This window comes from Collinsella sp. AF31-11 (genome assembly GCF_003475605.1).
Taxonomy (GTDB): domain Bacteria; phylum Actinomycetota; class Coriobacteriia; order Coriobacteriales; family Coriobacteriaceae; genus Collinsella.
Window position 1 is genome coordinate 125,997 of sequence record NZ_QRQS01000004.1, and the last position, 22,898, is coordinate 148,894.

A 22,898-nucleotide genomic window follows, 5' to 3' on the forward strand; every position below is an offset into this window, starting at 1 on the left:
AGAGCATGAAGCGCCTATACCTACTCCGCCACGGTCAGACGGAGTTCAACGTCAAAAAGCTGGTCCAGGGCCGCTGCGATTCACCGCTGACCGGCCTGGGCCGTCAGCAGGCACGGGTGGCAGCCGCGTGGCTCAAAGCCCACAACGTCGTTCCCGACAAAGTGGTCTCTTCGCCCTTGGGCCGAGCCATGGACACAGCTCAGCTCGTTGCTACCGAACTCCTCGGTCCGGACGCCGCTGTCGAGCCCTGCGAAGGCATCATCGAGCGCTGCTACGGCACCTTCGAAGAAGGTCCCCACGATGCCCTCCCCACCGACGTCTGGGATCCGGGCGAGGACCTGGTCCCCTTCGGAGGAGAAGGAAGCCGCGCGTTGCAAGAGCGCATGGTGGACACCCTCACCAATATCATGGGCGCCGATGGTATCGAAACCCTCCTAGCAGTAAGCCACGGCAGCGCCAGCCGCCAATTCATCAAGGCTGCAGCCCCAGAGGGCTTCGAGCTCCCAACAAAACTCCCCAACTGCGCCATCATGATCTTTGATTTTGAGGATTCGCAAGAAGAATGCGACACGTCCCAATGTAAGTTCACCTTGCAGCAGATCATCGATCCTCAACAAAGTCTTTAGCCTGAGCGAGCAGAGTTAAGCAGGCATCAACGTGTCGTCTCCCGAGCTTTGGCTTGACACGCTGAACATCTACAAGGATAACCTTGAGGCCGTCGAGGCGTTCCTGGCCGACGCCCGCGCCATGGGCGACGGTCGCCTCAATGTGGTGCTCACCGGTGCCGGCACCTCCGATTACGTGGGTGAGGTTGTCGTCCTCAACCCCGACCTATCCCTCGTCGAGACCTATCTCGGTGGCGAGAGCGTCTACACTGAGAAGTAGCTGCTGACCTATTTGCGATTTGATGCGAATAATGAGACCCCGATTCGGCTTTATCGAATCGGGGTCTTTGCTGTGGTGTCCAGCTAAATCAAAACAGGCCTATTCTGCGACGATGATGCGAGTTGATTCGAGAACCATGGAACGCTGTTTGTCGTTGACATTTGCATCGGTGATGAGTGCGTCCATTTGATCGAGATTGAAGAAGCCGAAGAAGTCCATCTGTCCGATCTTGCTTGAATCGCAGACAAGGTAACGCTTGGCGGCGCGATCGCAAGCGAGCGCCTGTAAGCGTCCTTCCTCAAGGTTAGAACAGGAGATGGATTGGGCGAGTACGCCGTTGGTGCCGATAAAGCAAGTGTCGATACCGAGCGGGGCGAGAGCATCTTCGGCGATGGGCCCGACGAAAGAACCCGATCGTTTGCGATACTGTCCTCCCAGGGCCCAGATCTCCACATCGTTACGCGTCTGGAGCATGTTCAGCACGATGATGCTGTTTGTGATGACGCGCAGCCGCATGCGCGGCAGCGCACGGGCGATGAGAGCGCAAGTCGAACCGGGTCCGAGGAAGATGGTGTCGCGCTCTCTGATGAGGTTGACAGCGGTGCGTGCGATATGCTCTTTTTCAGGGGAGCGGATTGAGAGCTTTTCAAAAAACGGGACCTCTTCGGCAATGGGGGAGCCGCTTGAAAGTCGGATGCCACCGTACTCGCGGATGACGCCAGCGCGTCGCGAGAGCTCATCGAAGTCTCTTCGAGCGGTCATTTCAGATATACCAAAGATTGTTGCGGCTTGGGCAACAGTGACCATTCCGCGCTGAGCGCACAGCTCAAGTAATTGTTCGTGACGTTCGGGTTTAAGCATGGCTTGCCAATTGGATTATGCGGTAATGACGGAGGTATAGGCGCGGAGGGCCTCGATGGTCCGGGGGTCTGCGTCCTCGTTAATGAATGCCGCGGTCATATCCTCCAGTGTGGTGAAAAGGCAGAAGTCGCGCCTTCCGACTTTTTCAGCATCTACAACAAGATAACGCTCCTGAGCTCGAGAAAGAGCGTCTGAGAGGACCATGGCTGCATCGGGACGAGAGCCAAAGACCTCGTTTCCAAAAATACCGGTTGCCGAGACGTAGGCCTTGGGAGCGGATAGACCGTAGGGGCCGCGGCCGTTGTATGGCATGGTGAAAACTCGCGTGTCGTGATGCATCATGCCACCAACAAAGAATAGATCTATATGTGGATTGTCGGCTAGCAGGTTCAGCACGGGAAGACTGTTGGTGACGACGCGTATGTCCTCCTGGGGCAAATACGAACACATGAGCTCGAGAGTGGAGCCTCCACCGAGAAAGATCGTATCGCCGGCTGAGACGGTTTGGGCGGCGGCTATAGCAGCGGCACGTTTCTGATCAACTTGAAAACGACGTTTCTCCTCATGCGGGGTCAAACGTGAAAGGGCTGTTCCGTGGGCGGAGTGTGGAAGCTGAGCCCCTCCGTGTACGCGCACAAGAAGGCCCTTGTCGGCAAGCTCGGCCAGGTCACGCCTGATGGTCATATCCGAAACAGATAGGGTATTAGATATCTCGTTTACCGATACCGAATGATGTTGATCGAGCAAGTCGAGAATGGCCTGCTGGCGTTCGGATTTCATGAGTGCCGACTCCCTCATCGAGCGTTTGTTCTTATTTCAATGTAAACGAACAACATAAATAAACGCAAACCGTTCACGAAGGCACATTACCTTTCACCGGTCAAAACATAACGCTCACGGAAAAAACCATCAAATAGGAGGTAAATAGAGCTCATTCCAAAAATCATTTCTTGACCAATAAACAAATATAGACGAACATAAACGAACAGAACGAACAGAACGAAGAGAACGAAGAGAATTAATAAGTATGAAAGGACAGAAGATGCGTATCGGTGTCATCCTTGCAAGTCACGGAGAGTTCGCTCAGGCCGCCCTCGGCGCCGTCGAGATGATTGCGGGCAAGCAGCCTGATGTCATCGCTCTTGGTCTCACCGCCGAGAAGAGCCTGGAGTCTTTCGAGTCCGAGATGCGCGAGGCTTACGAGACCCTCAGCGCCGAGTGCGAACTCGTCGTCACCCTATGCGACATCTACGGCGGCACCCCATTCAACGTGACTACCCGCTGCCTGCTCAACGGCATGAACATGGTTGCCTACACTGGCCTGTCCATGCCCGTTGCGGTCGAGCTCCTGCTCACCCGCGATGGCCTCGATTCCGCCGACGCGGTCCGTGCCCAGCTCACTGCCGCTCACGCCGGGGCCCAGCAGGAGATCAAGGCTCCCGCTCCGGCCGTGGAGGCAGACGAGGACGATTTGGACCTCTAGGCTCGTTAGCCCGTCGATTCGAGTGGCGCTCACCCGTATCCCCCGAGTGGGCGCCTCGATCGAGCAGAGCATTCGTAAACGGTACTGAAGGAACGTGCAAACGAAAAGGAGAACATCATGGCACTCAAACTCGTCGACATCGATGACCGCCTGATCCACGGTCAGGTCGCCACCACTTGGATTCCCGACTTCGGCATCGAATCGGCAATCATTGTCTCGGATAAGGTCGCCAACGACCCCGTCCAGAAGTCCGTCGCCGGCCTCGCCGCCCCCGACATCAAGGTCTCCGTCTTCGGTGTCGAGAAGTTCATTGAGGTCCTCAAGAAGACCGAGCTCAAGAAGGCCACGATGGTGCTCTTCACCAACCCCATCGACGCCCTCAAGCTGCACGAGAACGGCTTGCCGTTCGACTACCTGAACGTCTCCGGCATGCGCTTCAACGAGCAGCGTCATCGCCTGCACAAGAACATGTCCGTCACCGCCGAGGAAAAGGCCGCCTTCGAGGAGCTCATTGGCCTCGGCGTCGACTGCTGGATGCAGACCACCACGCGCGATTCCAAGGAGCCCGTGTCCGAGCTCCTCAAGAACTACTAAGTAAGTAACCATCTCCGGGCATGTGAACCCGGGGCGTGCCCATCGGAGGGAACGATGGGCGAATAGGGAAGGAGAGGCTTATGCTTCAGGCACTTCTGCTCGCCATCTGGGCGGGTCTGTGCACTTGGGACCAGTTCGGTCCCCACCTGGGCTTCCGCAAGCCCCTGCTGGCATCCGTCGGCGTCGGCATCATCCTCGGTGACATGACGACCGCCATCATGATCGGCGCGACCATGGAGCTCATGTGGCTCGGCGTCAACAACATCGGCGCTTATGTTCCGCCGGATGTCATCTCCGGCACCATCGTCGGTGCCGCCCTGGGCATCATGGGTTCCACCGACACCGCCAGCGCCATCGCCCTGGCAGTCGCCATCGGCATCCCCACCGCCACCTTGGTTCAGCAGCTGAACATCTTGGTCATGACCACTAACGTCTCGCTTGTCCACGGTGCCGACAAGGCCATCGAGTCCGGTAAGTTCAACGCCGTCAACAAGTTCTTCTGGACCGGCGCCCTGTGCTTCTTCCTGACCCGCGCCGTTCCCGTCTTCATCGCCACGGGCATCGGCTCCTTCGTGATCGAGGACATCATGGCCTTCCTGCAGAACCAGGTTCCGTGGGTCCTCACCGGCTTCTCCACCGCCGGTGGCATGATGCCCGCCGTCGGTCTGGCCATGCTCCTCACCATGATGATGAAGAAGAACATGTGGATCTTCCTGCTGCTCGGCTTTATCATGGCCGCCTTCCTCAACGTCCCGACCGTGGGCATCGCGCTCGCCGCTTGCGCCGCCGCCGGCGTGTGGGACGTCATTACCGAGGGCCAGAAGAATCAACCCGCCCCTGCCGCCGCCTCTGCCGCCGGCTCCGATGATGACGAGGAGTACGATCTCTAATGGGTAAGATCTCCAACTCCACCCTGAACAAGGTCCTGCTGCGCACCCAGGGTTGCCAATTCGCGCACAACTACGAGCGCATGCAGTCGCTGTCCCTGACCTACTGCTTTGCCCCTGTCCTCGAGGAGCTCTACAAGGACGCCCCCAAGGAGGAGCGCGTTAACGCCATGAAGCGCCACCTCGAGTACTTCAACACCCACCCGCTCGCGATCCCCTTCATCCTTGGCATCACCGCCGCCCTGGAGGAGACCACGGATGAGGATCAGAAGGACACCGTCGTCGGCATCAAGACCTCCCTCATGGGTCCCTTCGCCGGCCTTGGTGACTCCCTGCTGAACCTCACCTGGTTCCCGATCGCCGGCTCCATTGGCGCATCTATGTGCGTCGACAACGGCTCCATTGTGGGTCCGCTCGTGATGTTCTTGCTCATCAACCTGCTGTATTGGCCGCTGAAGTACTTCGGCCTGCACAAGGGTTACGAGATGGGCATGGAGCTCGTCGAGAAGGCGGGCGTCCAGGTCTTCGACCGTCTGGGCAACCTCGCCAACGTGCTGGGCGTCATGGTCACCGGCGGCCTGATCGCCACGACCGTTAAGCTCAAGCTTGCCGTGCAGTTCGCCTTCGGTGAGGGTGACCCGCTGGTGCTCCAGGACCAGCTCGATAAGGTGTTGCCCTTCCTGCTGCCTGTCGTTCTGACTTTCATCTGCTATCGCCTGCTCAAGAAGGGCCAGGGCAAGAACTCCGCCCAGATCATCATCGGTCTGATTGTGTTCTCCCTTGTGTTCGCCGCTATCGGTTTCTACTTCCCGGCGTTCAAGATCTTCGCCTAATCGCGAGCTTATCAAAAGGCAAATCGTTTGATGCCCGCGCCCCGCATGCCGGGCGCGGGCCTCGTTGTCTCATGTGCTCTCCATCGTGCGCGATCGGGGTGCGCTCCATTATGCCCATGTGCCTTTGGCGTATCGCCATCTGGCAAATCCAACTATCGAAAGGATGCCAATGAGAACCGTCCTCGTGCTCATGGATACTCTGCGTCGCGACGTCCTGTCGTGCTACAACCCCGCAACCGACGTCCAGACCCCCAATCTCGATGCCTTTGCCGAGCGTTCCTGCGTGTTCGACAACCACTGGATCGGCTCGGCTCCCTGCATGCCTGCCCGCCGCGACATCCTCACCGGTCGCTACAACTTCCTCGAGCGCCCCTGGGGCCCCATCGAGCCCTTCGATGTGACGCTGCCGGCCTGCCTGCGCGCGAACGGCAACTTCTGCCACATCACCACCGACCACTGCCACTACCTACGCACCGGTGGCGAGGGCTACCTCCAGGAGTTCAACACCTGGGATTACTACCGCGGCCAGGAGGGCGACCCGTGGGTCAGCCGCATCGATGAGCCGAATAACATGCCCGAGACCTTCTACGGGCGCGTGCGCGAGCAGTACCAGAAGAACCGTCAGCTCTGGCCCAACGAAGAGGACATGCCGAGCCCCAAGACCTTCCAGTCCGCCTGCGACTGGATCGACGGCAATGCTGGGGCCGACGACTTCTTCCTCATGGTTGAGACCTTCGACCCGCACGAGCCCTTCGATGTGCCCGACAAGTACATGGAGATGTACGGCGGCACTGGCGAGCTCGACCGCGACTACTTCGAGATTCCTGAGTACAAGCGCGTCTCCGCCACCGACGTCAACAAGGGCGCGGAGGACTACCTGCAGCGCCGCTACAAGGCCCTCGTCACCATGACCGACCGCTGGTTTGGTAGGCTCATCGACAAGCTCGAGGAGCGCGGGATGCTGGACGATACCATGGTCATGGTCACCACCGACCACGGCTATTTCCTGGGCGAGCGCGACTACATGGGCAAAAACTACATGCACCTGTATAACGAGCTCGCGCATCTGCCGTTCATTGTGCACTTCCCGGGTAACGCCCGCGCCGGCGAGCATGCCCGCCAGCTCACTCAGGCAATCGACATCATGCCCACGGTGCTTGAAGCCCACGGCTGCGAGATTCCCGCAGATGTGTGCGGCACCTCCCTCGTGCCGCTCATGACGGATGCTGACGCGCCCACGCGTGGCTACGCCCTGTACGGCGTGCACGCCATGACCGTCAACGTCACCGACGGCCGCTACACCTACTTCCGCGCGCCGGTCGCCGGCAACCAGCCGTGCTTCGAGTACACCGCACTGCCGCACACCATCCGCAAAAAGATGGGTTCGGACTGCCCGGAGGAGATTGAGTGTGGCCGCTACTTCAAACGCACCAAGTACCCGCTGTTCAAGATCCCCTGTAAGAAGCCGGCCCAGATCGAGGGAGCCACGCCGCTCGCCGAGGTCGAGCAGACGATGCTGTTCGACCTTGAGAGTGACTACGGCCAGGTTAATAATCTCGCCGGCAAGGACGACCACGCCGAACAGCGCATGATTGACCTGCTGCTGCGCGGCCTGGAGGAGCATGAGTCCCCGGCCGAGCAAAAGGAGCGCCTGGGCTTGGCCTAAGATTCATGCGGTGATTGTGCGGGCCGGATGCGCCGCCTCGGGTAAGGAAGTGGTTTCCGGCCCGATGAGTGAGGGCTAGCCTGTGCGAAGGGGGGTATGTGCCATGTGCGCGAAGCATATTGGCTTTTTGATAAAACCGGCATCGAGTGCTTGCAACATGCGGTGCAGGTACTGCTTTTACTGCGATGTCGCTGCTCATCGCGAGGAGCGGAGCGCCCGCGTCATGGGCGAAGACGTGGCAAGTGCCATCATCGACCGTGCACTCGCCGTGGCGAGTGATGCGCACATTTCTTTCGCCTTCCAGGGCGGCGAGCCCACCCTGGCCGGCCTTGACTTCTTCCATTCGTTCGTCGCGCGGGTGGAGGAGCGCCGTGAGAACCAGCGGGTGAGCTGGGCGTTGCAGACCAACGGCTACCTGATCGAAGAGGAATGGGCCGAGTTCTTCCGCGAGCACGGGTTCCTCATCGGAGTCTCGGTTGACGCTTATCGCGACCTGCACGATTCGATGCGTCCCGATGCGCACGGTGCCGCTACGTACGCGCGCGTCATGAGCGGCGTTCGCCTGCTGCGCGAGCGCGGCGTGGACGTCAACATACTCTCGGTCCTCACCTCGCAGATGGCGGCGCATCCACAGCGCGTCTTCTCCTTCATCAAGCAGGAGAAGATCACCCATATCCAGTTCATCCCGTGCCTGCCGGGCCTCGACGATGAGCGGGACACGTTCTCGCTCGACCCGCGTGCCTTCTCCTCGTTCTACCGCCGCTTGTTCGACTTGTGGTGGCGCGAGCTCGGTGCTGGGCGCTATGTGAGCATCTGGCTGTTCGAGAACGTCATGCAGATGGCGCTCGGGCAGTTTCCGTCGCAGTGCGGTATGCTCGGCCGCTGCGCTCCGCAGTTCGTGGTGGAAAGCGACGGTTCGGTGTATCCGTGCGACTTCTATGCGCTGGATGAGTACCGCGTGGGCGATATTCGCGTCGATTCCCTTGAGGCAATGGCGACCTGTGAGACCATGCGCATGTTTTTGAACGAGCCGCGTCGCGATTGCGCGCGGTGCGCCGATTGCCCCTTTGAGGGCATTTGCCATCGCAACTGCAAGCGCCTGAACATCGCCTATTACGATGCGGGCTACTGCGGGCTGCGTGAGTTTTTGGAGTACGCCTATCCCGGCCTGCAGCGCGTGGCTCGCATGTTCACGCGGCGCTGATCCTGCCCGGGTTTTGCCTCGTCGTAGTTGTGTGGGGCTCTGCGCCCCTCCCGCCTTGACCACTCAATCTTCATCCCGTTCCCGTGAGTTTGGAGTTCCCTATGCCCCAGCAACCCAACGTTCTCCTTATCATGTGCGACCAGATGCGCGGCGACTGCCTGGGTATCGACGGCCATCCGGACGTGCAGACGCCCTACTTGGACACGCTCGCCGCCGACGGCATGCTGTTCGAGAACGCCTACTCCGCCTGCCCGAGTTGCATCCCGGCGCGCGCCGCCCTCTTTTGCGGCAAGACGCCCGCGGGCACGGGCCGCGTGGGTTACCAGGACGGTATCGCGTGGGAGTACGACCATATGCTCGCGCAGGAGATGCGCGACGGCGGCTACCAGACCGCCGTGGTAGGCAAGATGCACGTGCATCCGCCGCGTTTGGGCTGCGGCTTCGAGCACATGCGCCTGCATGACGGCTACATCGGCCACTACCGCAAGGCGAACCTGCCGTACTGGATGCACCAGAACGTCTCCGACGACTACATGCGCTTCCTCAAAAATGAACTGGGCGAATTCGCCGACGTGAACGGTTCGGGCGTTGAGAACAACTCCTGGATCACCCATCCCTGGGCCTACGAGGAGCGCCTGCACCCCACCAACTGGGTGGTGGACGAGTCCATCCGCTTTTTGGAGACCCGCGATCGCACGCGCCCGTTCTTCCTCATGACGAGCTTCGTGCGGCCCCACCCGCCCTTCGACGCGCCGCAGACCTACTTCGATCTGTACCGCGACATGGAGCTGCGCGCGCCTGCCGCTGGCGATTGGGATGACGCCGATGCCACCGAGCGCGATGGCATGATCTTGGACAGCGTGCACGGCTGCCGCGACGCCGAGCTGCGCCGCGAGGCCATGGCGGGCTATTATGCCTGCATCACACATATGGACCACCAGATCGGCCGGCTCATCACGGCGCTCGAGAACGACGAGACCTACCACGACACCGTGATCGTGTTCTGCTCCGACCACGGCGAGATGCTCTTTGACCACAGTCTCTTTCGCAAGGTGTTGCCCTACGAGGGCTCCGCGCGCATCCCCTTCATCGTGCACGTGGGCAAAAACGTCGATGTGCCGGGCGGCGAGCGCGTTCGCGGCGTGAGCGAGAGCACGGTGGAACTCATGGACCTTATGCCCACCATCCTCGAGGCGTGCGACCTGCCCGTGCCCGAGGGCGTGGAGGGCGCCTCGCTCATGGGCGAGCTTACCGGCGCCGCGCCGCTGAACCGTGCATACCTGCACGGCGAGCACAGCGGCAGCCGCGAGCAGTCCAACCAGTGGATCGTGACCCCGCATGACAAGTACATCTGGTTCACACGGACCGGGATGGAGCAGTATTTCGACCTGGACGCCGATCCGCGTGAGGAGCACGACCTCATCGACGCTCCGGAGCGCGCCGCGCGCATCGCCGTGCTCCGTGCCTGCCTGATTGAGGAGCTCGCTGGTCGCGAAGAGGGATATGTTCGTGACGGCGAGTTGGTGGCGGGACGTGCGCCCGCCGTTATGCTTGAGCGCCCCCGGCCCTCGCGCCTCCAACGTTAAGAGAAAGGCCTATCCATGGATATGAAGACGATCGGCATTGTGGTCGTAGTGGTTGCGGTCGGGTTCACCATTTACATGGAGGTCCAAAAGCGCACAACCTTCGCCAAGCTCGAGGCGTACCTGCGCGAGGGCGACCTCAACAACTACCTCAAGGTCCTGAACCGCCCGCTCACTAGCGTGCTGTACCCCAAGTACAACGTGCTTTTCATGCGCTTGAACGCAGCTCTTGCCATGGATGACGTCGAGGCATCCGAGCGCATCATCCGCGAGATGGGTTCGCTCAAGATGAGCGAGGAGCAGACACTCGCGCTGGCGGCAAAGGCGTTCTCCTTCTACGTGGAGATCGGGGATGAGCCCCACGCACGCGAGGTGCTCTCCTACCTCGAGGAGCACGGTGATCGCGAGGCTGCGCGTGCCGACCGTCGCACCTATGACGTCTTCCTCAAGGGCTCGTATGCCTATATCGACGAGATGGAGCGCGCGTTGTCGGAGGCGGCTGGCATGGAAGAGGCCCTGCTCTGCCAGATGCTCTCGGTTCAGTACGAGAACAAGGGTGACGAGGGGCGCGCCGCGTCCTATTGCGAGCGCGCTGAGCGGACGCTCGCAGCAGCCATGCCTGACAAGTAGGGAAGAGTCTAGGCGCTTCATATGCTAGCAATCGTATTCGCCATTGCGTTTTTCGCCTCTACCATCAGTGCCATCTGCGGTGTCGGCGGGGCATCATCATTAAGCCCGTGATGGACGCCGTGGGTGTCGCCGACGTGGCGACCATCAACTTCCTGTCCGGATGCACCGCGAGGACAACATCGGGCACTTCGCCATGAGCGTTTCCACCGCGCTGCTGCTCGACGTCGTCTACGCGTGCATCTTCAACCAGGATTACTTCGCTAACTACTAGCGGCGTGTCGAGACGGTGCGCGGGCCATTGATGGACTCGGCAGGCAGATTGGCGGGGACGCCTAGCCCTTGGCGCAACGGTGCTCCGCATGAGCGGCGTAAATAGGGACATATCGCGCAGCAGCGTTCGAGATATGTAAAAGTCCACAACCATACGCTGCGGTTTTGAATGATACGAACGCTTGCAATTCGTTGCATAGGGTGTTGCTCGATCGATAGGAGCTTGTTCGGATGGGTCCTCAATACATCTTGGTCTTCGCGGTATGCTTCCTGGCGTCGCTTCTGGGGCCGCTCTGTGGCATCGGCGGCGGCGTGATCATCAAGCCCGTGGTCGACGCGATGAGCGTCATGAGCGTGAGCACGGTGAGCTTCCTCTCGAGCATGTCGGTGCTCATCATGTCGCTCTCCACGCTCGCGCAGAACGCGGCGAGCGGGCAGTCTGATATCGACGCGCGGGCGATGTCGCCCATCGCCGTCAGCTCCGCGGTGGGCGGCGTGATCGGCAAGATGTTGTTCAACCGGCTGGGGTCCGTGTTCCCCGACGCCGAGCTCGTCGGCGCGGTCCAGGCCGCCGTGCTCATCGTGCTCGCCGTCCTCGTGCTGGCCTACACGCTCAACAAGGCGCGCATCAAGGGCCTCAAGCTCGAGAATGCGTGGGCGCAGGCGCTCATAGGGTTCTGCGCCGGGGCGTGCTGGTCCTTCCTCGGCATCGGCGGCGGCCCCTTCAACCTGGCCATCCTCGTCTTCTTCTTCGCCATGGAGAGCAAGCCCGCCGCGCAGGCGTCGCTGTTCATCATCGCGTTCTCGCAGACGGCGAGCCTCATCTACACGCTGGCCACGGGCAGCGTGCCCGCGTTCCTCCCCGTGGTCCTGCTGGGCATGGCGGCGATGGCGGTGCTTGGGTCGGTCGTGGGGCGCCGCCTGCTGCGCCGGATGGACTCGGCGGCGGTCGATAAGCTCTACGTGTTCGCCCTCGTGCTCATCATCGTGATCTGCACGTACAATTTCATCCGGTTCTCGGTGCTCTAGTTCTTCGCCCCGAAACGGGATGCCGCGATAATGGAGCTGGAGCGCGGGCCTTCCTCTTCTGCCTTGAGGAGGTCGCCGTGTCCCGCTCGTCTCATGAGCGCCGATGGTGTTGAAGTCCTCTTGGCAATAAGTCGCGGCAGCGTCAGCCGCCAATTCAAAAAAGCCACAGGCGGAAGGCAAACCGCTTCAAAGCAAATTCACCCTCCAACAAATAGTGGATCCCCAACAAAGTCTTTAGCCTGAGCGAGCAGAGTTAAGCAGGCGTCAACGTGTCGTCTCCCAAGCCCGGCAGAGCAGCAACCTTAATATATTTCGCCGCCGCTCTGCCGGCCCCAGGCGACTCCGCGCACTTTACCTGCGTAAACAATGTGAGTGAAATATGAATCTCGATGGATACGCCCGCAGCCGTGTATACTAAACAGCTGTGTGAAACCAGGGGAGTATTCTGGCTGGACAAAATGCCTGCTTAATAGGGTTGTCAGGTAGTCCGGGCGTAATACAAGACTGGGGAGCACGTCGTGTAAGTAGTGGTCCTCTAGGGGCGTACGCTCGGTGGTGTACGCATTGTCCCAAGACCACGCGAGAGTTGGGATCATATCTTGATCAGCATGATTCTCGGCCGCAAGATTGGCATGACCCAGGTTTGGGACGAGGACGATAACGTCGTTCCCGTCACGGTCATCCAGGCTGGCCCCTGCGCTGTCTCGCAGGTTAAAACTCAGGCAACCGACGGCTATGACGCCGTCCAGATCGGTTTCGGCGACATCAAGGCCAAGAACGTGAACAAGCCCATGGCTGGTCACTTCGCCAAGGCTGGCGTCGAGCCTGTCCGCTTCCTTCGTGAGGTCCGCGTCGAGAACGGCGAGGAGCACAAGGTCGGCGAGGTCGTCACCGTCGCTGATTTCGCTGATGTCGAGAAGGTCGACGTCATCGGTACCTCCAAGGGTAAGGGCTTCCAGGGTCGCATCAAGCGCTGGGGTCAGCGCCGCGGTCCTATGACGCATGGTTCTCACTTCCAGCGTCACCCCGGTTCTATCGGTCAGTGCGCCTATCCTGCGCGCGTCCTCAAGGGCGTCAAGATGGCCGGTCACATGGGTAACGAGCGCGTTACCGTCAAGAACCTTTCCGTTGTCCGCATCGATGCCGAGCAGAACCTCATCTTGGTCAAGGGCGCTGTCCCGGGTGCCAAGAATGGTCTCGTCGCCATCCGTATGGCCTAAGGGCCCAGCCCATTTAGCCCAGCGTCATACCAAGGAGAACACTTAAATGGCAAAGTTTGAAGTAAAGAACAGCGAGGGCAAGAAGGTCGCCGAGGCCGAGCTCGCCGCTGAGGTGTACGGCATCGAGCCGAACATCCACGTTATGCACCACATCGTCAAGTGCCAGATGGCCTCTTGGCGTCAGGGCACCCAGTCCGCTAAGGGTCGCTCTGAGGTTTCCGGTGGCGGCAAGAAGCCTTGGCGTCAGAAGGGCACCGGCCGTGCCCGCCAGGGTTCCATCCGTGCTGCCCAGTGGCGTCATGGTGGCGTTGTCTTCGCCCCTAAGCCCCGTTCCTACGCTAAGCGTATGAACAACAAGGAGGTCAAGCTGGCTATGCGCTCCGCGCTGTCCGCCAAGCTGGCCGATGGCGAGCTCGTGCTCGTCGACGACTACGGCTTCGAGAAGCCTTCCACCAAGGCTGCCGTTGCCATGCTCAAGGCTCTCGGCCTTGAGGGCAAGCGTCTGACCATCATCGTTCGCGATGAGGACGTCAACGCCTACCTGTCGTTCCGCAACATTCCCAAGACGTTCATCATCACTGCCGACGAGGCCAACACCTACGATCTCGTCAACAACAACGCCGTGCTGATGCCCGCCGACATCGCCGCTCACTTCGGGGAGGTGCTTGCTTAAATGACCGCCCACGAGATCATCATCCGTCCGATCGTGTCCGAGCGTTCCTTCTCCGGCATGGAGCAGAACAAGTACACGTTCGAGGTCGCCAAGGATGCTAATAAGTATCAGATCAAGGACGCTGTCGAGGAGATCTTCGGCGTCAAGGTCCTTCGCGTGAACACCCTGACGGTCAAGCCCAAGACCAAGCGCGTGCGCTATGTCGCCGGCAAGACCCGTTCTTGGAAGAAGGCCATCGTCACGCTGGCCGAGGGCGACACCATCGAGGTCTTTGGCAACCAGGCCTAAGACTCGCTGCTGTTGAGTGAGCTCATGCCTCCCAAATAGGGGAGGCGAGAGCTCAAGGTTTTGGGCGTATAAAATGGACACGCCCGGAGCCGTGTATACGTCCGGTGTCATCGCACCCGAGGCAGAACCTCGAATCCCTGTCTGCGATGGCTAACGGATTCCTATTGAAAGGGATTGTAATGGCTGTAAAGCACCTTAAGCCGACCTCCGCTGGTAGGCGTTGGCAGACGATCTCCGACTTCTCCGAGATCACCTGCACCAAGCCCGAGAAGTCTCTTCTCGAGCCCCTGCCCAAGAAGGCCGGTCGTAACAACAACGGCCGCATCACCACCCGCCACCAGGGCGGCGGCGTGAAGCGTCGTTACCGCGTGATCGACTTCAAGCGCAACAAGGACGGCGTGCCCGCCAAGGTTGCTACGATCGAGTACGATCCGAACCGTTCCGCTCGCATCGCTCTGCTGCACTACGCTGACGGTGAGAAGCGCTACATCCTGGCCCCCAAGGGCCTCGAGGTCGGTCAGACCGTCATGTCCGGTTCTGACGCCGACATCAAGCCGGGCAACGCTCTGCCCCTCGCCGACATCCCCGTCGGTACGCTCATCCACGCCGTCGAGTTCCAGCCGGGCAAGGGCGCCGCTATCGCCCGTTCCGCCGGTAACTCCTGCCAGCTGATGGGTAAGGAGGGCAAGTACGCCATCGTCCGTATGCCTTCCTCCGAGATGCGCCGCATCCTCGTTACCTGCCGCGCCACCGTCGGTGAGGTCGGCAACGCCGATCACGCCAACATCGTCATCGGCAAGGCCGGCCGTAAGCGTCACATGAACGTGCGCCCGACCGTCCGCGGTACCGTCATGAACCCTGTCGACCACCCGCACGGCGGTGGCGAGGGCAAGAACCACACCTCTGGTCGTCCCTCTGTTACCCCCTGGGGTAAGCCGACGAAGGGCCTTCGTACGCGCAAGAAGAAGAAGGTCTCGAACCAGCACATCATTCGTCGCCGTAAGAAGTAATTTCGGATACCGAGTTTTAGGAGAAAGCACTTATGAGCAGAAGTCTCAAAAAGGGCCCGTTCGTGGAGACTCGCCTTCTCTCGCGTATCACCGCGATGAACGAGGCTGGCAAGAAGGACGTCGTGAAGACCTGGTCCCGCGCGTCCACCATCTTCCCCGAGATGGTTGGTCACACCATCGCCGTCCACGACGGCCGCAAGCATGTGCCCGTGTATGTTACCGAGTCCATGGTTGGTCACAAGCTCGGCGAGTTCGCGCCGACTCGTACGTTCCGTGGCCACAAGGCCAAATAGGGGGTTAACCGTAAATGGCAACTAAGTCTATTGAAACTGAGGCCACCGAGGTTCGCGCCGTCGCTAAGTACGTGCGTGTTTCCCCCAGCAAGGCCCGCCTGGTGGTCGATCTGATCCGCCGCAAGCCTGTCGCTCAGGCCTTCGACATCCTCCACTTCTGCGACCGCGCCGTCGCCGTGGATGTCGAGAAGGTTCTCCGTTCCGCCGTTGCGAACGCCGAGAACAACAACGGTCTGCGTGCCGACAACCTGGTTGTCGCCGCTGCCTATGTTGACGAGGGTCCGACGCTTAAGCGCATCCGTCCCCGCGCCAAGGGTTCCGCTTCTCGCATTCTGAAGCGTACTTCCCACATCACCGTCGTCGTTGCTCCTCGAAAGGAGGCGTAAAGCTGTATGGGTCAGAAAGTCTACCCCACCGGCTTCCGTCTTGGCATCACCGAGAACTGGCGCTCACGCTGGTTCGCAGAGAAGGATTACGCTAAGACCCTCGGTAACGATCTCGAGATCCGCAAGTACCTTGAGAAGCGTCTTTCCCGCGCAGCTGTCTCCCGCGTCGAGATCGAGCGCGCTGGCGACAAGGTGAAGGTCATCATCCTCACCGCTCGCCCCGGCGTTGTCATCGGTAAGAAGGGTGCCGAGATCGATACCCTTCGCACCGAGCTCGAGAAGGTTGCTGGCGTCTCCAAGGGCCAGCTCTCCGTCGACGTTGTCGAGATCAAGCGCCCCGAGCTCGACGCCAACCTCGTTGCTCAGTCCATCGCCGAGCAGCTCGAGGGCCGCGTTGCCTTCCGTCGCGCTATGCGCAAGGCTGTCCAGTCCGCCCGCAAGGCCGGCGCCAAGGGCATCCGTATCCAGTGCTCCGGTCGTCTCGGCGGTGCCGAGATGGGCCGTCGTGAGTGGTACCGTGAGGGTCGCGTGCCTCTGCACACCCTCCGCGCCAAGATCGACTACGGCACGGCTGTCGCCAGCACCACCATGGGTGCCTGCGGCGTGAAGGTCTGGATCTACCTGGGCGAGAAGCTCCCGGGCCAGCCTGTTCCCAACCCTGCACTCGAGGGCTCTTCCCGTCCTCGTCGTCGTAACTCCGAGAGGAGGGGTCAGTAGTGCTTGCCCCTAAGCGTATTCTTCACCGCAAGGTGCAGCGTGGCTCCATGAAGGGCCAGGCCAAGGGTAATACCGAGCTGCATTTCGGCGAGTTTGGTATCCAGGCTCTCGAGGCCCATTGGATCACCAACCGTCAGATCGAGGCTGCTCGTATTGCCATGACCCGCTACATGAAGCGTGGCGGTCGTGTCTACATCACGATCTTCCCCGATAAGCCCATCACCAAGAAGCCTGCCGAGACTCGCATGGGTTCTGGTAAGGGTAACCCCGAGGAGTGGGTGGCCGTCGTCAAGCCCGGCCGCATCATGTTCGAGGTCAAGGGCGTGCCCGAGGAGGTCGCTCGCGAGGCTCTGCGTCTTGCACAGCACAAGCTTCCCATCAAGACCAAGATTGTTGCTGCCAAGAACGCTGAGCAGCGCATCGAGAAGGAGATGGCTGAGGAGGCCGCTCTCGAGGCCAAGTGGGCTGCTGAGGACGCCGCCGCCGCCAAGGAGGAGAACTAATGAAGCCCGCAGAGATTCGTGAGCTCTCGGACGCTCAGCTCGTTGAGAAGCTGAAGGAAATGCGCGCCGAGCTCTTTAACCTTCGTTTCCAGATGGCCACCAGCCAGCTGGACAACACCGCTCGCGTCAACACCGTGAAGAAGGACATCGCTCGCGTCCTCACGGAGCAGCGCGCCCGCGAGATCGCAGCGGAGAAGTCCGCTGTCGCCGAGTAGGACCTAAGGAGAGAACATGACTGATTCGCGTAACTCGCGTAAGGTCCGTACGGGTGTCGTTACCTCCGTCTCCGGTGCCAAGACCATCGTTGTCACCATCACCGAGCGCAAGCGTCACCCCAAGTACGGCAAGATGATGACCAGCTCCAAGAAGCTGCACGCTCACGACGAGGAGTGCACGGCTGGCGTGGGCGATACCGTCCGCGTTATGGAGACCCGTCCTATGTCCAAGATGAAGCGTTGGCGCCTCATCGAGGTCGTCGAGCGCGCTAAATAAGCAGTCGCTCATACGACTTGTACGTTTCCGAAGATGTGCGTATGCCTGGCTTGCATACCACGGGCCGTATAAAGGCTGCGCACCTCTCTTCGGTTCTTAGTTCGGAGGAACATCTACCATGATTCAGATGCAAACCATGCTGAACGTCGCCGACAACTCCGGCGCTCGCAAGATTCGCTGCATCAAGGTGCTTGGCGGTTCCAAGCGTCGTTATGCAGGCATCGGCGATGTGTTCATCGGTGCTGTCCAGGAGGCTACCCCTGGCGCCAACGTCAAGAAGAAGGACGTTGTCCGTTGCGTCGTCGTTCGCACCGTTAAGGAGATCCGCCGCAAGGATGGCTCCTACATTCGCTTTGATGAGAACGCCTGCGTTGTCATCAACAACGATGGTTCGCCCGTCGGCACCCGTATCTTCGGGCCCGTCGCTCGCGAGCTTCGTGACAAGAAGTACATGAAGATCGTCTCGCTCGCTCCCGAGACCCTGTAGTTAGGGGAGATATATGTATATCAAGAAGGGCGATAAGGTCCAGGTTCTCTCTGGTAAGGATCGCGGCAAGCAGGGCGTTGTCCTGCGTGCTCTCCCTGCCGAGAACAAGGTCGTTGTCGAGGGCGTTTCGGTCGTCAAGAAGGCCGTCAAGCCCAACGCTGCCAACCAGCAGGGCGGCATTGTTTCGCAGGAGGCTCCTATCGACGCCTCCAACGTCAATCTCGTCTGCCCCGAGTGCGGTAAGGTTACCCGCGTCGGTCACGAGAAGGACGGCAAGAACAAGCTGCGCGTCTGCAAGAAGTGCGGCCACAAGTTCTAAGCTGCCCGCAACATCAAGTTGCTAGCAAAGGCCCGGATGCCACGGCACCCGGGCCTTTTTCTATCCCCACTCGATGGCTTCGGTTCTGCCGTCCTGTCATTCCGGTTGCATCCAGTTTTCGGTGCCGTCTCGAATCGAGTGCCGCCAGGTGACACCCTGTCGCGTTTCGTCGGCTTCGGGGACAAAAGTCGGGACAACTCCAAAAACTATTTTCGAACTCAGGGCTTTGAGTTTTTGTTTTTGTCCCAAAGGGCGCGGCGGGATGCCTTTGGAGGCTCGATAGCGCCGAAAACGCCCGTTTTGAAACTTAAATGCCTTTTCGCGTGCAAGCCGCCAGCTGCAATAGGAAGTGAATCAACGCAGGTGGCTTTCAAGCAGTTTGCAAAACTGCAGGTCGCAGGTCTTCATTGCCAGTAGGAGAAATGAGTAGTCTCAGGTGGCTTGCCCATGAGTTGACGAACGGGATTTGAGATTACGCTGAAGTCCGGAAACGCTTCGAGCACGGCGTTACGTTTTTGGGGTTTGGGCGTAGCCCCTGCACCCGCGAGCGCGGGCCTTAAGCCCGCCGAGAGGGTGACGCGTCGAAAACGAAGGGGAAAGAGAGAAGGGGCCGTCCCTATCATTCAGGTTGCGACCGAAGAAGACAAGGAGACCCCCTGAGCCTGAATGATGCCCCACAGACCGCGTCCGACCGAGCTCAAGCCGAGCTTTTCCTGACGTCCGCCTTCGCGAAGATGATGGCTGGATTGGCTATGGATTGGCAACACTTATTTGGACGATTCCGGGAGGGACGGCCCCGCCTCCCTGAACTCGACCGGCGACATGTAGCCCAGCGTTGAGTGGATCCTGAAGTTGTTGTACCAGTGCACGTAATCCAAGAGCTTGGCTCGGAGCTCGCGCGTCCCTCCTCGGTCCTTCGGAGTGGCCGACGATCTCCCCGTTGCAGAGGTCGACGAGCAGGCAGACGTAGTTCCACGACGCCCCGACGCGCACGCAGGCCAAGTCGCTGCATATATGGGTGCACGGCGCCCTGCCGCCGAAGCCGCGCGCGACGACGTTCGACACGTCGGCCTCGTTGACCGCCCCGGGGTGCACCTTGAACCTCTTCCTGCCGTATGCGCCGGCCAGGCCGTTCTCCCTCATGATGCGGCAGACGCGGCGCCGGCTGACGGTAACGCCCGACCTCCCGGGCGACGCCTTGATCTTGCGCGATCCGTTCCGGCCCTTGCTGGCGGCGTGCGCCGCCGCGGCCGCCGTCGCCCCCGACATTAAGGTCCTCAAGGGCCGCGTCGTCTCCGGCGACCAGTTCGTCTCGCCCGCGGAACAGAAGGAGCGAATCCTCGCGACCTTCGGCGACCTGTGCTGCGAGATGGAGGGCTGCACCATCGCGCAGGCCGCTTATCTCAACGGCGTGCCCCTCGTCGTCGTGCGCGCCATCAGCGACAAGCCCTGCGCCGAGGGCCGGGTCGTCGACTACAACACCTTCGAGAAGAAGGCCGCCTGCGACTGCGCCCGCATCGCCGCGCGCATGGTTAAGCTTTAGGCCCTGCGCGCCGGGGCCCTTCTTTATGTTGGGACCCCGGCGCGCCGGGCCCTTTCCAAAGCGAAGTGTCGAGCCGAAGTGTTGAGCGTCGGCCCTGAATGTTCAATGGCCGTTGTTTTCTGCCCCTCAAGTGGTGGACTTTTCCTCGGAGCTGTTGATTCCCCCACGCGCCCCCTTCCGTTCTCTGTTCTCCCCTTATACTCCTTGTACGAGGAGGTAAGAAGTCATGGACAAGACCACACAGGACAGCTTGGCAAAGAAACCCGTCGACATGAGGGACAGGATTCTCGAGCATCTCGAGGCCCTCACCTCTGCCGTCTCGCTCGACGACCTTGCCCGTCTGTCCACCTCCGACATCGCCGAGACGCTCATCATCTCCAGGAGCCTGGCGAGCCAGTACCTCAACGACCTTGTTCGCGCCGGTCTTGTGGTTAAGGTGGCGGGCAGGCCTGTCCGTTATTTTCATCGCCGCGCGTTCCAGAAGCGTTTTCAGGTAAAGCTCTCTGCAAGCGAGTACGCCTCGCTCGCCGACCTCATCCAGGCGACGGGAATCGCCGATCACCGCGACTTCGCGCGTGCCGTGGGCTTCGACATGAGCCTCAGCTCCGTTGTCGAGCAGTGCAAGGCTGCGGTTCAGTACCCTCCGTTTGGCCTGCCCATCCTCTTGAGCGGCGGCGTGGGTGTCGGTAAGTCTTTCCTTTCTCGCCTTGTGTACGAGTACGGCAAGAACCAGGGCTTGCTGTCCCGCGACTCCTCCTATGTGCGCATCGACTGCGCCGGGGTCCCGGACGCCGCCTCGTTCAACGGGCTTCTTGACGAGTCGATCGCGAAAGCGCGCGGGGGTGTGGTCTTTGTCAACGGCATCGAGGCACTCTCTCCCTCTGCGATGGAGCACTGCCTTGCGACGGCCCTCGGGCTCGATGCCTCCCAGGATGCGCCGCGCGCTCGCCTCGTTCTTTCGACGACGCTTTCCGCCGATGACCTGAAGGTTTCCTCGGCCTACAGCAAAATGCCCATCTGTGCCCGCGTCCCCTCACTCAAGGAGCGGACCCCCGAGGAGCGCGAGGATCTCATCTTGAGCTTCCTGCGCAGCGAGGGGTGCCGAATCGGTTCTGATGTGAAGATCAGCCGCGGCGCATACCGTTGCCTCGTGAACGCGGACTTTTCCGATAACATCGCCGGCTTGCGCGCCTGCGTGACGAACTGCTGTGCCAAAGCGTTCCTCGATCGCGAGGGCGACTACGTCGTCGTTCGCCCGTATCTTCTTCCCAGCGGGCTCCTCTCCTCCGCGCAGATCGATCAACAGCCCGACGATGGCGTTCTGATCGATGCGTCCCTGGATGCCGCCGAGAGCACAGGGCCGGTCGAGCAGGCGCTCGATGCCCTGTGCTCTCTCGATGAGCGATTCTGCGCAGGGGAGCTCTCTGTCTCCGAGCTCGTCTCGCAAGCTGTCTCCGCTGTGCGCGGCGTTGAGGATCACTTGATCTTCGGCCACGGCGTCGCCTCATCGAGGTCGCGCGCCTTCGAGCGCGTCGTGGGTGCGGTCCTTGCCGACGCAGGCTCTTCTTATGGCATCGAGCTTTCGAGGAAGGTCACTTTTCTACTGGCCCAGGAGATTTGCCTGCAGTTGTGGCCGGGCATCGGCCTGGCTAAGCGAAAGTCTGCCTGTGCGGAGCAAATCTCCCATCTCCTCGGTGCCGTGACCTCCGAATTGCCGTTTGCCTCGAGCGTCTCCGATCAGGTCGCCGCAGACATGGAAGGGGCACTCGGAATCTCGCTCGATCACTTCACGAAGACGCTTCTGACGCTGTGCGTCGCATCGGAGTCTCGCGACGCGAAGGCCCTTCGGACGCTCTGCGTCATCTTGTCACACGGCTACTCGACGGCGACGAGCATCGCCGACGCGGCGAACCGTATGCTCGGCGTGCATGTGTACGAAGCGGTCGACATGCCCTACGACCAGCAGCTGAAGGACATCGTCGGTCCGCTCCAGCGCCTCGTCGACCGCCATTCCTACTGCACCGGGGTCGTGTTTCTTGTTGACATGGGCTCTTTGGGGGAGGCCTATAAGGCCCTTGAGAACGTTACCGACTCCACCATCGGGGTGGTGAACAACGTCTCCACCGGGCTCGCGCTCGAGATCGGGTCCGGGCTGCTCGGCGGCAAGTCCATCGCCGAGGTTCTTGGCGATGCGACCGCCGCGTGCGTGACGCACTGCAAGGTGATCGAGCGCGTCAACCGTGAGGACGCCATCGTCTTCTGCTCCGAGTCCGGGGTCGACGCCGCGGAGAGGATACGCCAGCTCGTCTCGCAGAGCCTCCCGCGCACCATAGGCGCGCGCCTGCTCACGAGGCCCTTCAAGCAGCTCGTCACGAACGGGTCGAACGACGCCGTTTTCTCCGAGCACCGCGTCTGCGCCGTCATCGGCACGGGAGACCCCGGGATCGCCTCCGCCCCCTTCGTCGCCCTCGAGGACATCATGTCGACGGCGTCCGCCTCTAAGGTCGATGCCGTGTTCGGCAGGTGGCTTGACTCTTCCGAGCTCTCTTCTTTCCACGAGAAGCTGCTCTCGAACATGACGCTGCAGAACGTCATCCGCTCCATCACCATCCTCGACCCGGAGCGGCTATTCCACGAGATTGAGAGCGCCGTGCACGAGCTTCAGCGCAGGACAGGCGAGAAGATCGGCAGCAACGCCATCATTGGACTCTACGTCCACCTCTGCTGTCTCGTCGAGCGCCTTGTTACCAGAAACCCCATTGAGACCTACGTTGGCCAGGACCGCTTCGAGGAGGAGCGCACCGATTTCATCGAGTCCTTCAGGCAGAGCTTCTCGAGTATCTCGACGCGCTATCGCGTAGAGGTTCCCGTAAGCGAGATCGCATATGTCTTCGACTACATAAGCGTGAGCGCCGCCCCGGCGCGAGAAGAGCGCCTCGGCTCCTCGGACCTCCTGCTCGACGAGTGACCTTCCCCGCGCCGCCGCGAGCTGACCGAGCGTCCTCAATAATCCGATAACCCCTTGCCCGGCGCGAATCCGGA

At 60.7% G+C, this 22,898-nt stretch carries 27 protein-coding genes and 1 pseudogene; 25 read left to right on the top strand and 3 right to left on the bottom strand.

Annotated elements, in window-relative coordinates:
* The first annotated feature begins 5 nt into the window (after positions 1–5).
* Together DWZ22_RS03665 and DWZ22_RS10390 are read left to right on the top strand one after the other, a co-directional pair.
* Positions 6–626: a histidine phosphatase family protein gene (locus DWZ22_RS03665; RefSeq protein ID WP_118405460.1), complete on the top strand. Its 621-nt coding sequence runs from the start codon at positions 6–8 to the stop codon at positions 624–626.
* A 31-nt stretch (positions 627–657) separates the two neighbouring features.
* Complete coding sequence (locus DWZ22_RS10390) at positions 658–885, top strand: hypothetical protein (RefSeq protein ID WP_233506705.1); 228 nt, start codon at positions 658–660, stop codon at positions 883–885.
* A gap of 99 nt (positions 886–984) precedes the next feature.
* On the opposite strand, the gene DWZ22_RS03675 is transcribed toward DWZ22_RS10390, so the two are convergent.
* Positions 985–1,746 (bottom strand): DeoR/GlpR family DNA-binding transcription regulator, encoded by a 762-nt coding sequence (locus DWZ22_RS03675; protein ID WP_117862215.1) that lies wholly within the window; start codon positions 1,744–1,746, stop codon positions 985–987.
* 15 nt (positions 1,747–1,761) lie between these two features.
* Positions 1,762–2,526, bottom strand: coding sequence for a DeoR/GlpR family DNA-binding transcription regulator (locus DWZ22_RS03680; protein ID WP_233546436.1), 765 nt, complete (start codon positions 2,524–2,526; stop codon positions 1,762–1,764).
* 262 nt (positions 2,527–2,788) lie between these two features.
* On the opposite strand from DWZ22_RS03680, the gene DWZ22_RS03685 reads away from it, so the two are divergent.
* The 21 genes and pseudogenes from DWZ22_RS03685 (at position 2,789) to rplX (ending at position 18,313) form a co-directional block, all read left to right on the top strand.
* Positions 2,789–3,229, top strand: a complete 441-nt coding sequence (locus tag DWZ22_RS03685) for a PTS sugar transporter subunit IIA (RefSeq protein ID WP_117647590.1) — start codon at positions 2,789–2,791, stop codon at positions 3,227–3,229.
* 117 nt (positions 3,230–3,346) lie between these two features.
* The gene (locus DWZ22_RS03690) at positions 3,347–3,823 is read left to right on the top strand and encodes a PTS sugar transporter subunit IIB (protein ID WP_117647588.1); all 477 of its coding nucleotides are present in this window, start codon (positions 3,347–3,349) and stop codon (positions 3,821–3,823) included.
* Positions 3,824–3,903: 80 nt separating this feature from the next.
* Positions 3,904–4,713, top strand: a complete 810-nt coding sequence (locus DWZ22_RS03695) for a PTS sugar transporter subunit IIC (protein WP_117647586.1) — start codon at positions 3,904–3,906, stop codon at positions 4,711–4,713.
* On the top strand, positions 4,713–5,543 hold the full coding sequence (locus tag DWZ22_RS03700; RefSeq protein WP_117862213.1) for a PTS system mannose/fructose/sorbose family transporter subunit IID: 831 nt from the start codon (positions 4,713–4,715) through the stop codon (positions 5,541–5,543). Before DWZ22_RS03695 ends, DWZ22_RS03700 begins: the two co-directional genes overlap by 1 nt.
* A 169-nt stretch (positions 5,544–5,712) precedes the next feature.
* Complete coding sequence (locus tag DWZ22_RS03705; RefSeq protein WP_118405462.1) at positions 5,713–7,209, top strand: sulfatase; 1,497 nt, start codon at positions 5,713–5,715, stop codon at positions 7,207–7,209.
* A gap of 103 nt (positions 7,210–7,312) precedes the next feature.
* Entirely contained in the window at positions 7,313–8,413 is a 1,101-nt protein-coding gene (locus DWZ22_RS03710) for a radical SAM protein (protein ID WP_117647580.1), read from the top strand.
* A gap of 101 nt (positions 8,414–8,514) precedes the next feature.
* Positions 8,515–9,999 carry an arylsulfatase gene (locus tag DWZ22_RS03715; RefSeq protein ID WP_118405463.1) on the top strand — a complete coding sequence of 495 codons (1,485 nt, stop codon included), beginning with the start codon at positions 8,515–8,517 and terminating at the stop codon, positions 9,997–9,999.
* A 15-nt stretch (positions 10,000–10,014) separates the two neighbouring features.
* Entirely contained in the window at positions 10,015–10,626 is a 612-nt protein-coding gene (locus tag DWZ22_RS03720) for a hypothetical protein (RefSeq protein ID WP_117647577.1), read from the top strand.
* A 501-nt stretch (positions 10,627–11,127) separates the two neighbouring features.
* The gene (locus DWZ22_RS03730; RefSeq protein WP_118405464.1) at positions 11,128–11,925 is read left to right on the top strand and encodes a sulfite exporter TauE/SafE family protein; all 798 of its coding nucleotides are present in this window, start codon (positions 11,128–11,130) and stop codon (positions 11,923–11,925) included.
* A 599-nt stretch (positions 11,926–12,524) separates the two neighbouring features.
* Complete coding sequence (gene rplC, locus DWZ22_RS03735; protein ID WP_035137484.1) at positions 12,525–13,145, top strand: 50S ribosomal protein L3; 621 nt, start codon at positions 12,525–12,527, stop codon at positions 13,143–13,145.
* A 46-nt stretch (positions 13,146–13,191) separates the two neighbouring features.
* Positions 13,192–13,818, top strand: a complete 627-nt coding sequence (rplD, locus tag DWZ22_RS03740; protein WP_006235032.1) for a 50S ribosomal protein L4 — start codon at positions 13,192–13,194, stop codon at positions 13,816–13,818.
* Complete coding sequence (gene rplW, locus DWZ22_RS03745; protein ID WP_118405465.1) at positions 13,819–14,106, top strand: 50S ribosomal protein L23; 288 nt, start codon at positions 13,819–13,821, stop codon at positions 14,104–14,106.
* Between the two features lie 179 nt (positions 14,107–14,285).
* Positions 14,286–15,116 (top strand): 50S ribosomal protein L2, encoded by an 831-nt coding sequence (rplB, locus tag DWZ22_RS03750; RefSeq protein WP_117583062.1) that lies wholly within the window; start codon positions 14,286–14,288, stop codon positions 15,114–15,116.
* A 32-nt stretch (positions 15,117–15,148) separates the two neighbouring features.
* The gene (gene rpsS, locus DWZ22_RS03755; protein ID WP_006235035.1) at positions 15,149–15,409 is read left to right on the top strand and encodes a 30S ribosomal protein S19; all 261 of its coding nucleotides are present in this window, start codon (positions 15,149–15,151) and stop codon (positions 15,407–15,409) included.
* 14 nt (positions 15,410–15,423) lie between these two features.
* Positions 15,424–15,795, top strand: coding sequence for a 50S ribosomal protein L22 (rplV, locus tag DWZ22_RS03760; protein WP_006235036.1), 372 nt, complete (start codon positions 15,424–15,426; stop codon positions 15,793–15,795).
* 6 nt (positions 15,796–15,801) lie between these two features.
* Positions 15,802–16,512 carry a 30S ribosomal protein S3 gene (gene rpsC, locus DWZ22_RS03765; protein ID WP_006235037.1) on the top strand — a complete coding sequence of 237 codons (711 nt, stop codon included), beginning with the start codon at positions 15,802–15,804 and terminating at the stop codon, positions 16,510–16,512.
* Positions 16,512–16,907 (top strand): annotated as a pseudogene (gene rplP, locus DWZ22_RS03770) (50S ribosomal protein L16); the annotation flags it as partial. The gene rpsC and the pseudogene rplP, both read left to right, overlap by 1 nt.
* A 107-nt stretch (positions 16,908–17,014) precedes the next feature.
* Positions 17,015–17,230, top strand: coding sequence for a 50S ribosomal protein L29 (gene rpmC, locus DWZ22_RS03775; RefSeq protein ID WP_006235039.1), 216 nt, complete (start codon positions 17,015–17,017; stop codon positions 17,228–17,230).
* Between the two features lie 16 nt (positions 17,231–17,246).
* On the top strand, positions 17,247–17,507 hold the full coding sequence (gene rpsQ, locus DWZ22_RS03780) for a 30S ribosomal protein S17 (RefSeq protein ID WP_006235040.1): 261 nt from the start codon (positions 17,247–17,249) through the stop codon (positions 17,505–17,507).
* Positions 17,508–17,625: 118 nt separating this feature from the next.
* Positions 17,626–17,994, top strand: coding sequence for a 50S ribosomal protein L14 (rplN, locus tag DWZ22_RS03785; RefSeq protein WP_006235041.1), 369 nt, complete (start codon positions 17,626–17,628; stop codon positions 17,992–17,994).
* A gap of 13 nt (positions 17,995–18,007) precedes the next feature.
* Positions 18,008–18,313: a 50S ribosomal protein L24 gene (rplX, locus tag DWZ22_RS03790; protein WP_006235043.1), complete on the top strand. Its 306-nt coding sequence runs from the start codon at positions 18,008–18,010 to the stop codon at positions 18,311–18,313.
* A 767-nt stretch (positions 18,314–19,080) separates the two neighbouring features.
* On the opposite strand, the gene DWZ22_RS10395 is transcribed toward rplX, so the two are convergent.
* The gene (locus DWZ22_RS10395; RefSeq protein WP_231501554.1) at positions 19,081–19,182 is read right to left on the bottom strand and encodes an IS3 family transposase; all 102 of its coding nucleotides are present in this window, start codon (positions 19,180–19,182) and stop codon (positions 19,081–19,083) included.
* 329 nt (positions 19,183–19,511) lie between these two features.
* Here DWZ22_RS10395 and DWZ22_RS03800 point away from each other — a divergent pair, with 329 nt between their 5' ends.
* Both DWZ22_RS03800 and DWZ22_RS03805 read left to right on the top strand, forming a co-directional pair.
* A complete protein-coding gene (locus tag DWZ22_RS03800; RefSeq protein ID WP_233502308.1) occupies positions 19,512–19,856 on the top strand; it encodes a 5'-methylthioadenosine/S-adenosylhomocysteine nucleosidase in 345 nt (114 codons plus the stop codon).
* 226 nt (positions 19,857–20,082) lie between these two features.
* Positions 20,083–22,824 (top strand): PRD domain-containing protein, encoded by a 2,742-nt coding sequence (locus DWZ22_RS03805; protein ID WP_118405466.1) that lies wholly within the window; start codon positions 20,083–20,085, stop codon positions 22,822–22,824.
* The last annotated feature ends 74 nt before the right edge of the window (positions 22,825–22,898 follow it).

What these genes read in the sequence shown, in the direction of transcription:
- DWZ22_RS03715 (WP_118405463.1), top strand. Translation starts at nt 8,515, where the DNA reads ATGCCCCAGCAACCCAACGTTCTCCTTATCATGTGCGACCAGATGCGC.
- DWZ22_RS03730 (WP_118405464.1), top strand. Translation starts at nt 11,128, where the DNA reads ATGGGTCCTCAATACATCTTGGTCTTCGCGGTATGCTTCCTGGCGTCG.
- rplW (WP_118405465.1), top strand. Translation starts at nt 13,819, where the DNA reads ATGACCGCCCACGAGATCATCATCCGTCCGATCGTGTCCGAGCGTTCC.
- rpsC (WP_006235037.1), top strand. Translation starts at nt 15,802, where the DNA reads ATGGGTCAGAAAGTCTACCCCACCGGCTTCCGTCTTGGCATCACCGAG.
- DWZ22_RS03710 (WP_117647580.1), top strand. Translation starts at nt 7,313, where the DNA reads ATGTGCGCGAAGCATATTGGCTTTTTGATAAAACCGGCATCGAGTGCT.
- rpsS (WP_006235035.1), top strand. Translation starts at nt 15,149, where the DNA reads ATGAGCAGAAGTCTCAAAAAGGGCCCGTTCGTGGAGACTCGCCTTCTC.
- DWZ22_RS03805 (WP_118405466.1), top strand. Translation starts at nt 20,083, where the DNA reads ATGGACAAGACCACACAGGACAGCTTGGCAAAGAAACCCGTCGACATG.
- rplV (WP_006235036.1), top strand. Translation starts at nt 15,424, where the DNA reads ATGGCAACTAAGTCTATTGAAACTGAGGCCACCGAGGTTCGCGCCGTC.
- DWZ22_RS03685 (WP_117647590.1), top strand. Translation starts at nt 2,789, where the DNA reads ATGCGTATCGGTGTCATCCTTGCAAGTCACGGAGAGTTCGCTCAGGCC.
- DWZ22_RS03700 (WP_117862213.1), top strand. Translation starts at nt 4,713, where the DNA reads ATGGGTAAGATCTCCAACTCCACCCTGAACAAGGTCCTGCTGCGCACC.
- DWZ22_RS03695 (WP_117647586.1), top strand. Translation starts at nt 3,904, where the DNA reads ATGCTTCAGGCACTTCTGCTCGCCATCTGGGCGGGTCTGTGCACTTGG.
- rpmC (WP_006235039.1), top strand. Translation starts at nt 17,015, where the DNA reads ATGAAGCCCGCAGAGATTCGTGAGCTCTCGGACGCTCAGCTCGTTGAG.
- DWZ22_RS03665 (WP_118405460.1), top strand. Translation starts at nt 6, where the DNA reads ATGAAGCGCCTATACCTACTCCGCCACGGTCAGACGGAGTTCAACGTC.
- rplD (WP_006235032.1), top strand. Translation starts at nt 13,192, where the DNA reads ATGGCAAAGTTTGAAGTAAAGAACAGCGAGGGCAAGAAGGTCGCCGAG.
- DWZ22_RS03705 (WP_118405462.1), top strand. Translation starts at nt 5,713, where the DNA reads ATGAGAACCGTCCTCGTGCTCATGGATACTCTGCGTCGCGACGTCCTG.
- DWZ22_RS03690 (WP_117647588.1), top strand. Translation starts at nt 3,347, where the DNA reads ATGGCACTCAAACTCGTCGACATCGATGACCGCCTGATCCACGGTCAG.
- rplN (WP_006235041.1), top strand. Translation starts at nt 17,626, where the DNA reads ATGATTCAGATGCAAACCATGCTGAACGTCGCCGACAACTCCGGCGCT.
- rpsQ (WP_006235040.1), top strand. Translation starts at nt 17,247, where the DNA reads ATGACTGATTCGCGTAACTCGCGTAAGGTCCGTACGGGTGTCGTTACC.
- DWZ22_RS03675 (WP_117862215.1), bottom strand. Translation starts at nt 1,746, where the DNA reads ATGCTTAAACCCGAACGTCACGAACAATTACTTGAGCTGTGCGCTCAG.
- rplB (WP_117583062.1), top strand. Translation starts at nt 14,286, where the DNA reads ATGGCTGTAAAGCACCTTAAGCCGACCTCCGCTGGTAGGCGTTGGCAG.
- DWZ22_RS03680 (WP_233546436.1), bottom strand. Translation starts at nt 2,526, where the DNA reads ATGAAATCCGAACGCCAGCAGGCCATTCTCGACTTGCTCGATCAACAT.
- rplX (WP_006235043.1), top strand. Translation starts at nt 18,008, where the DNA reads ATGTATATCAAGAAGGGCGATAAGGTCCAGGTTCTCTCTGGTAAGGAT.
- DWZ22_RS03720 (WP_117647577.1), top strand. Translation starts at nt 10,015, where the DNA reads ATGGATATGAAGACGATCGGCATTGTGGTCGTAGTGGTTGCGGTCGGG.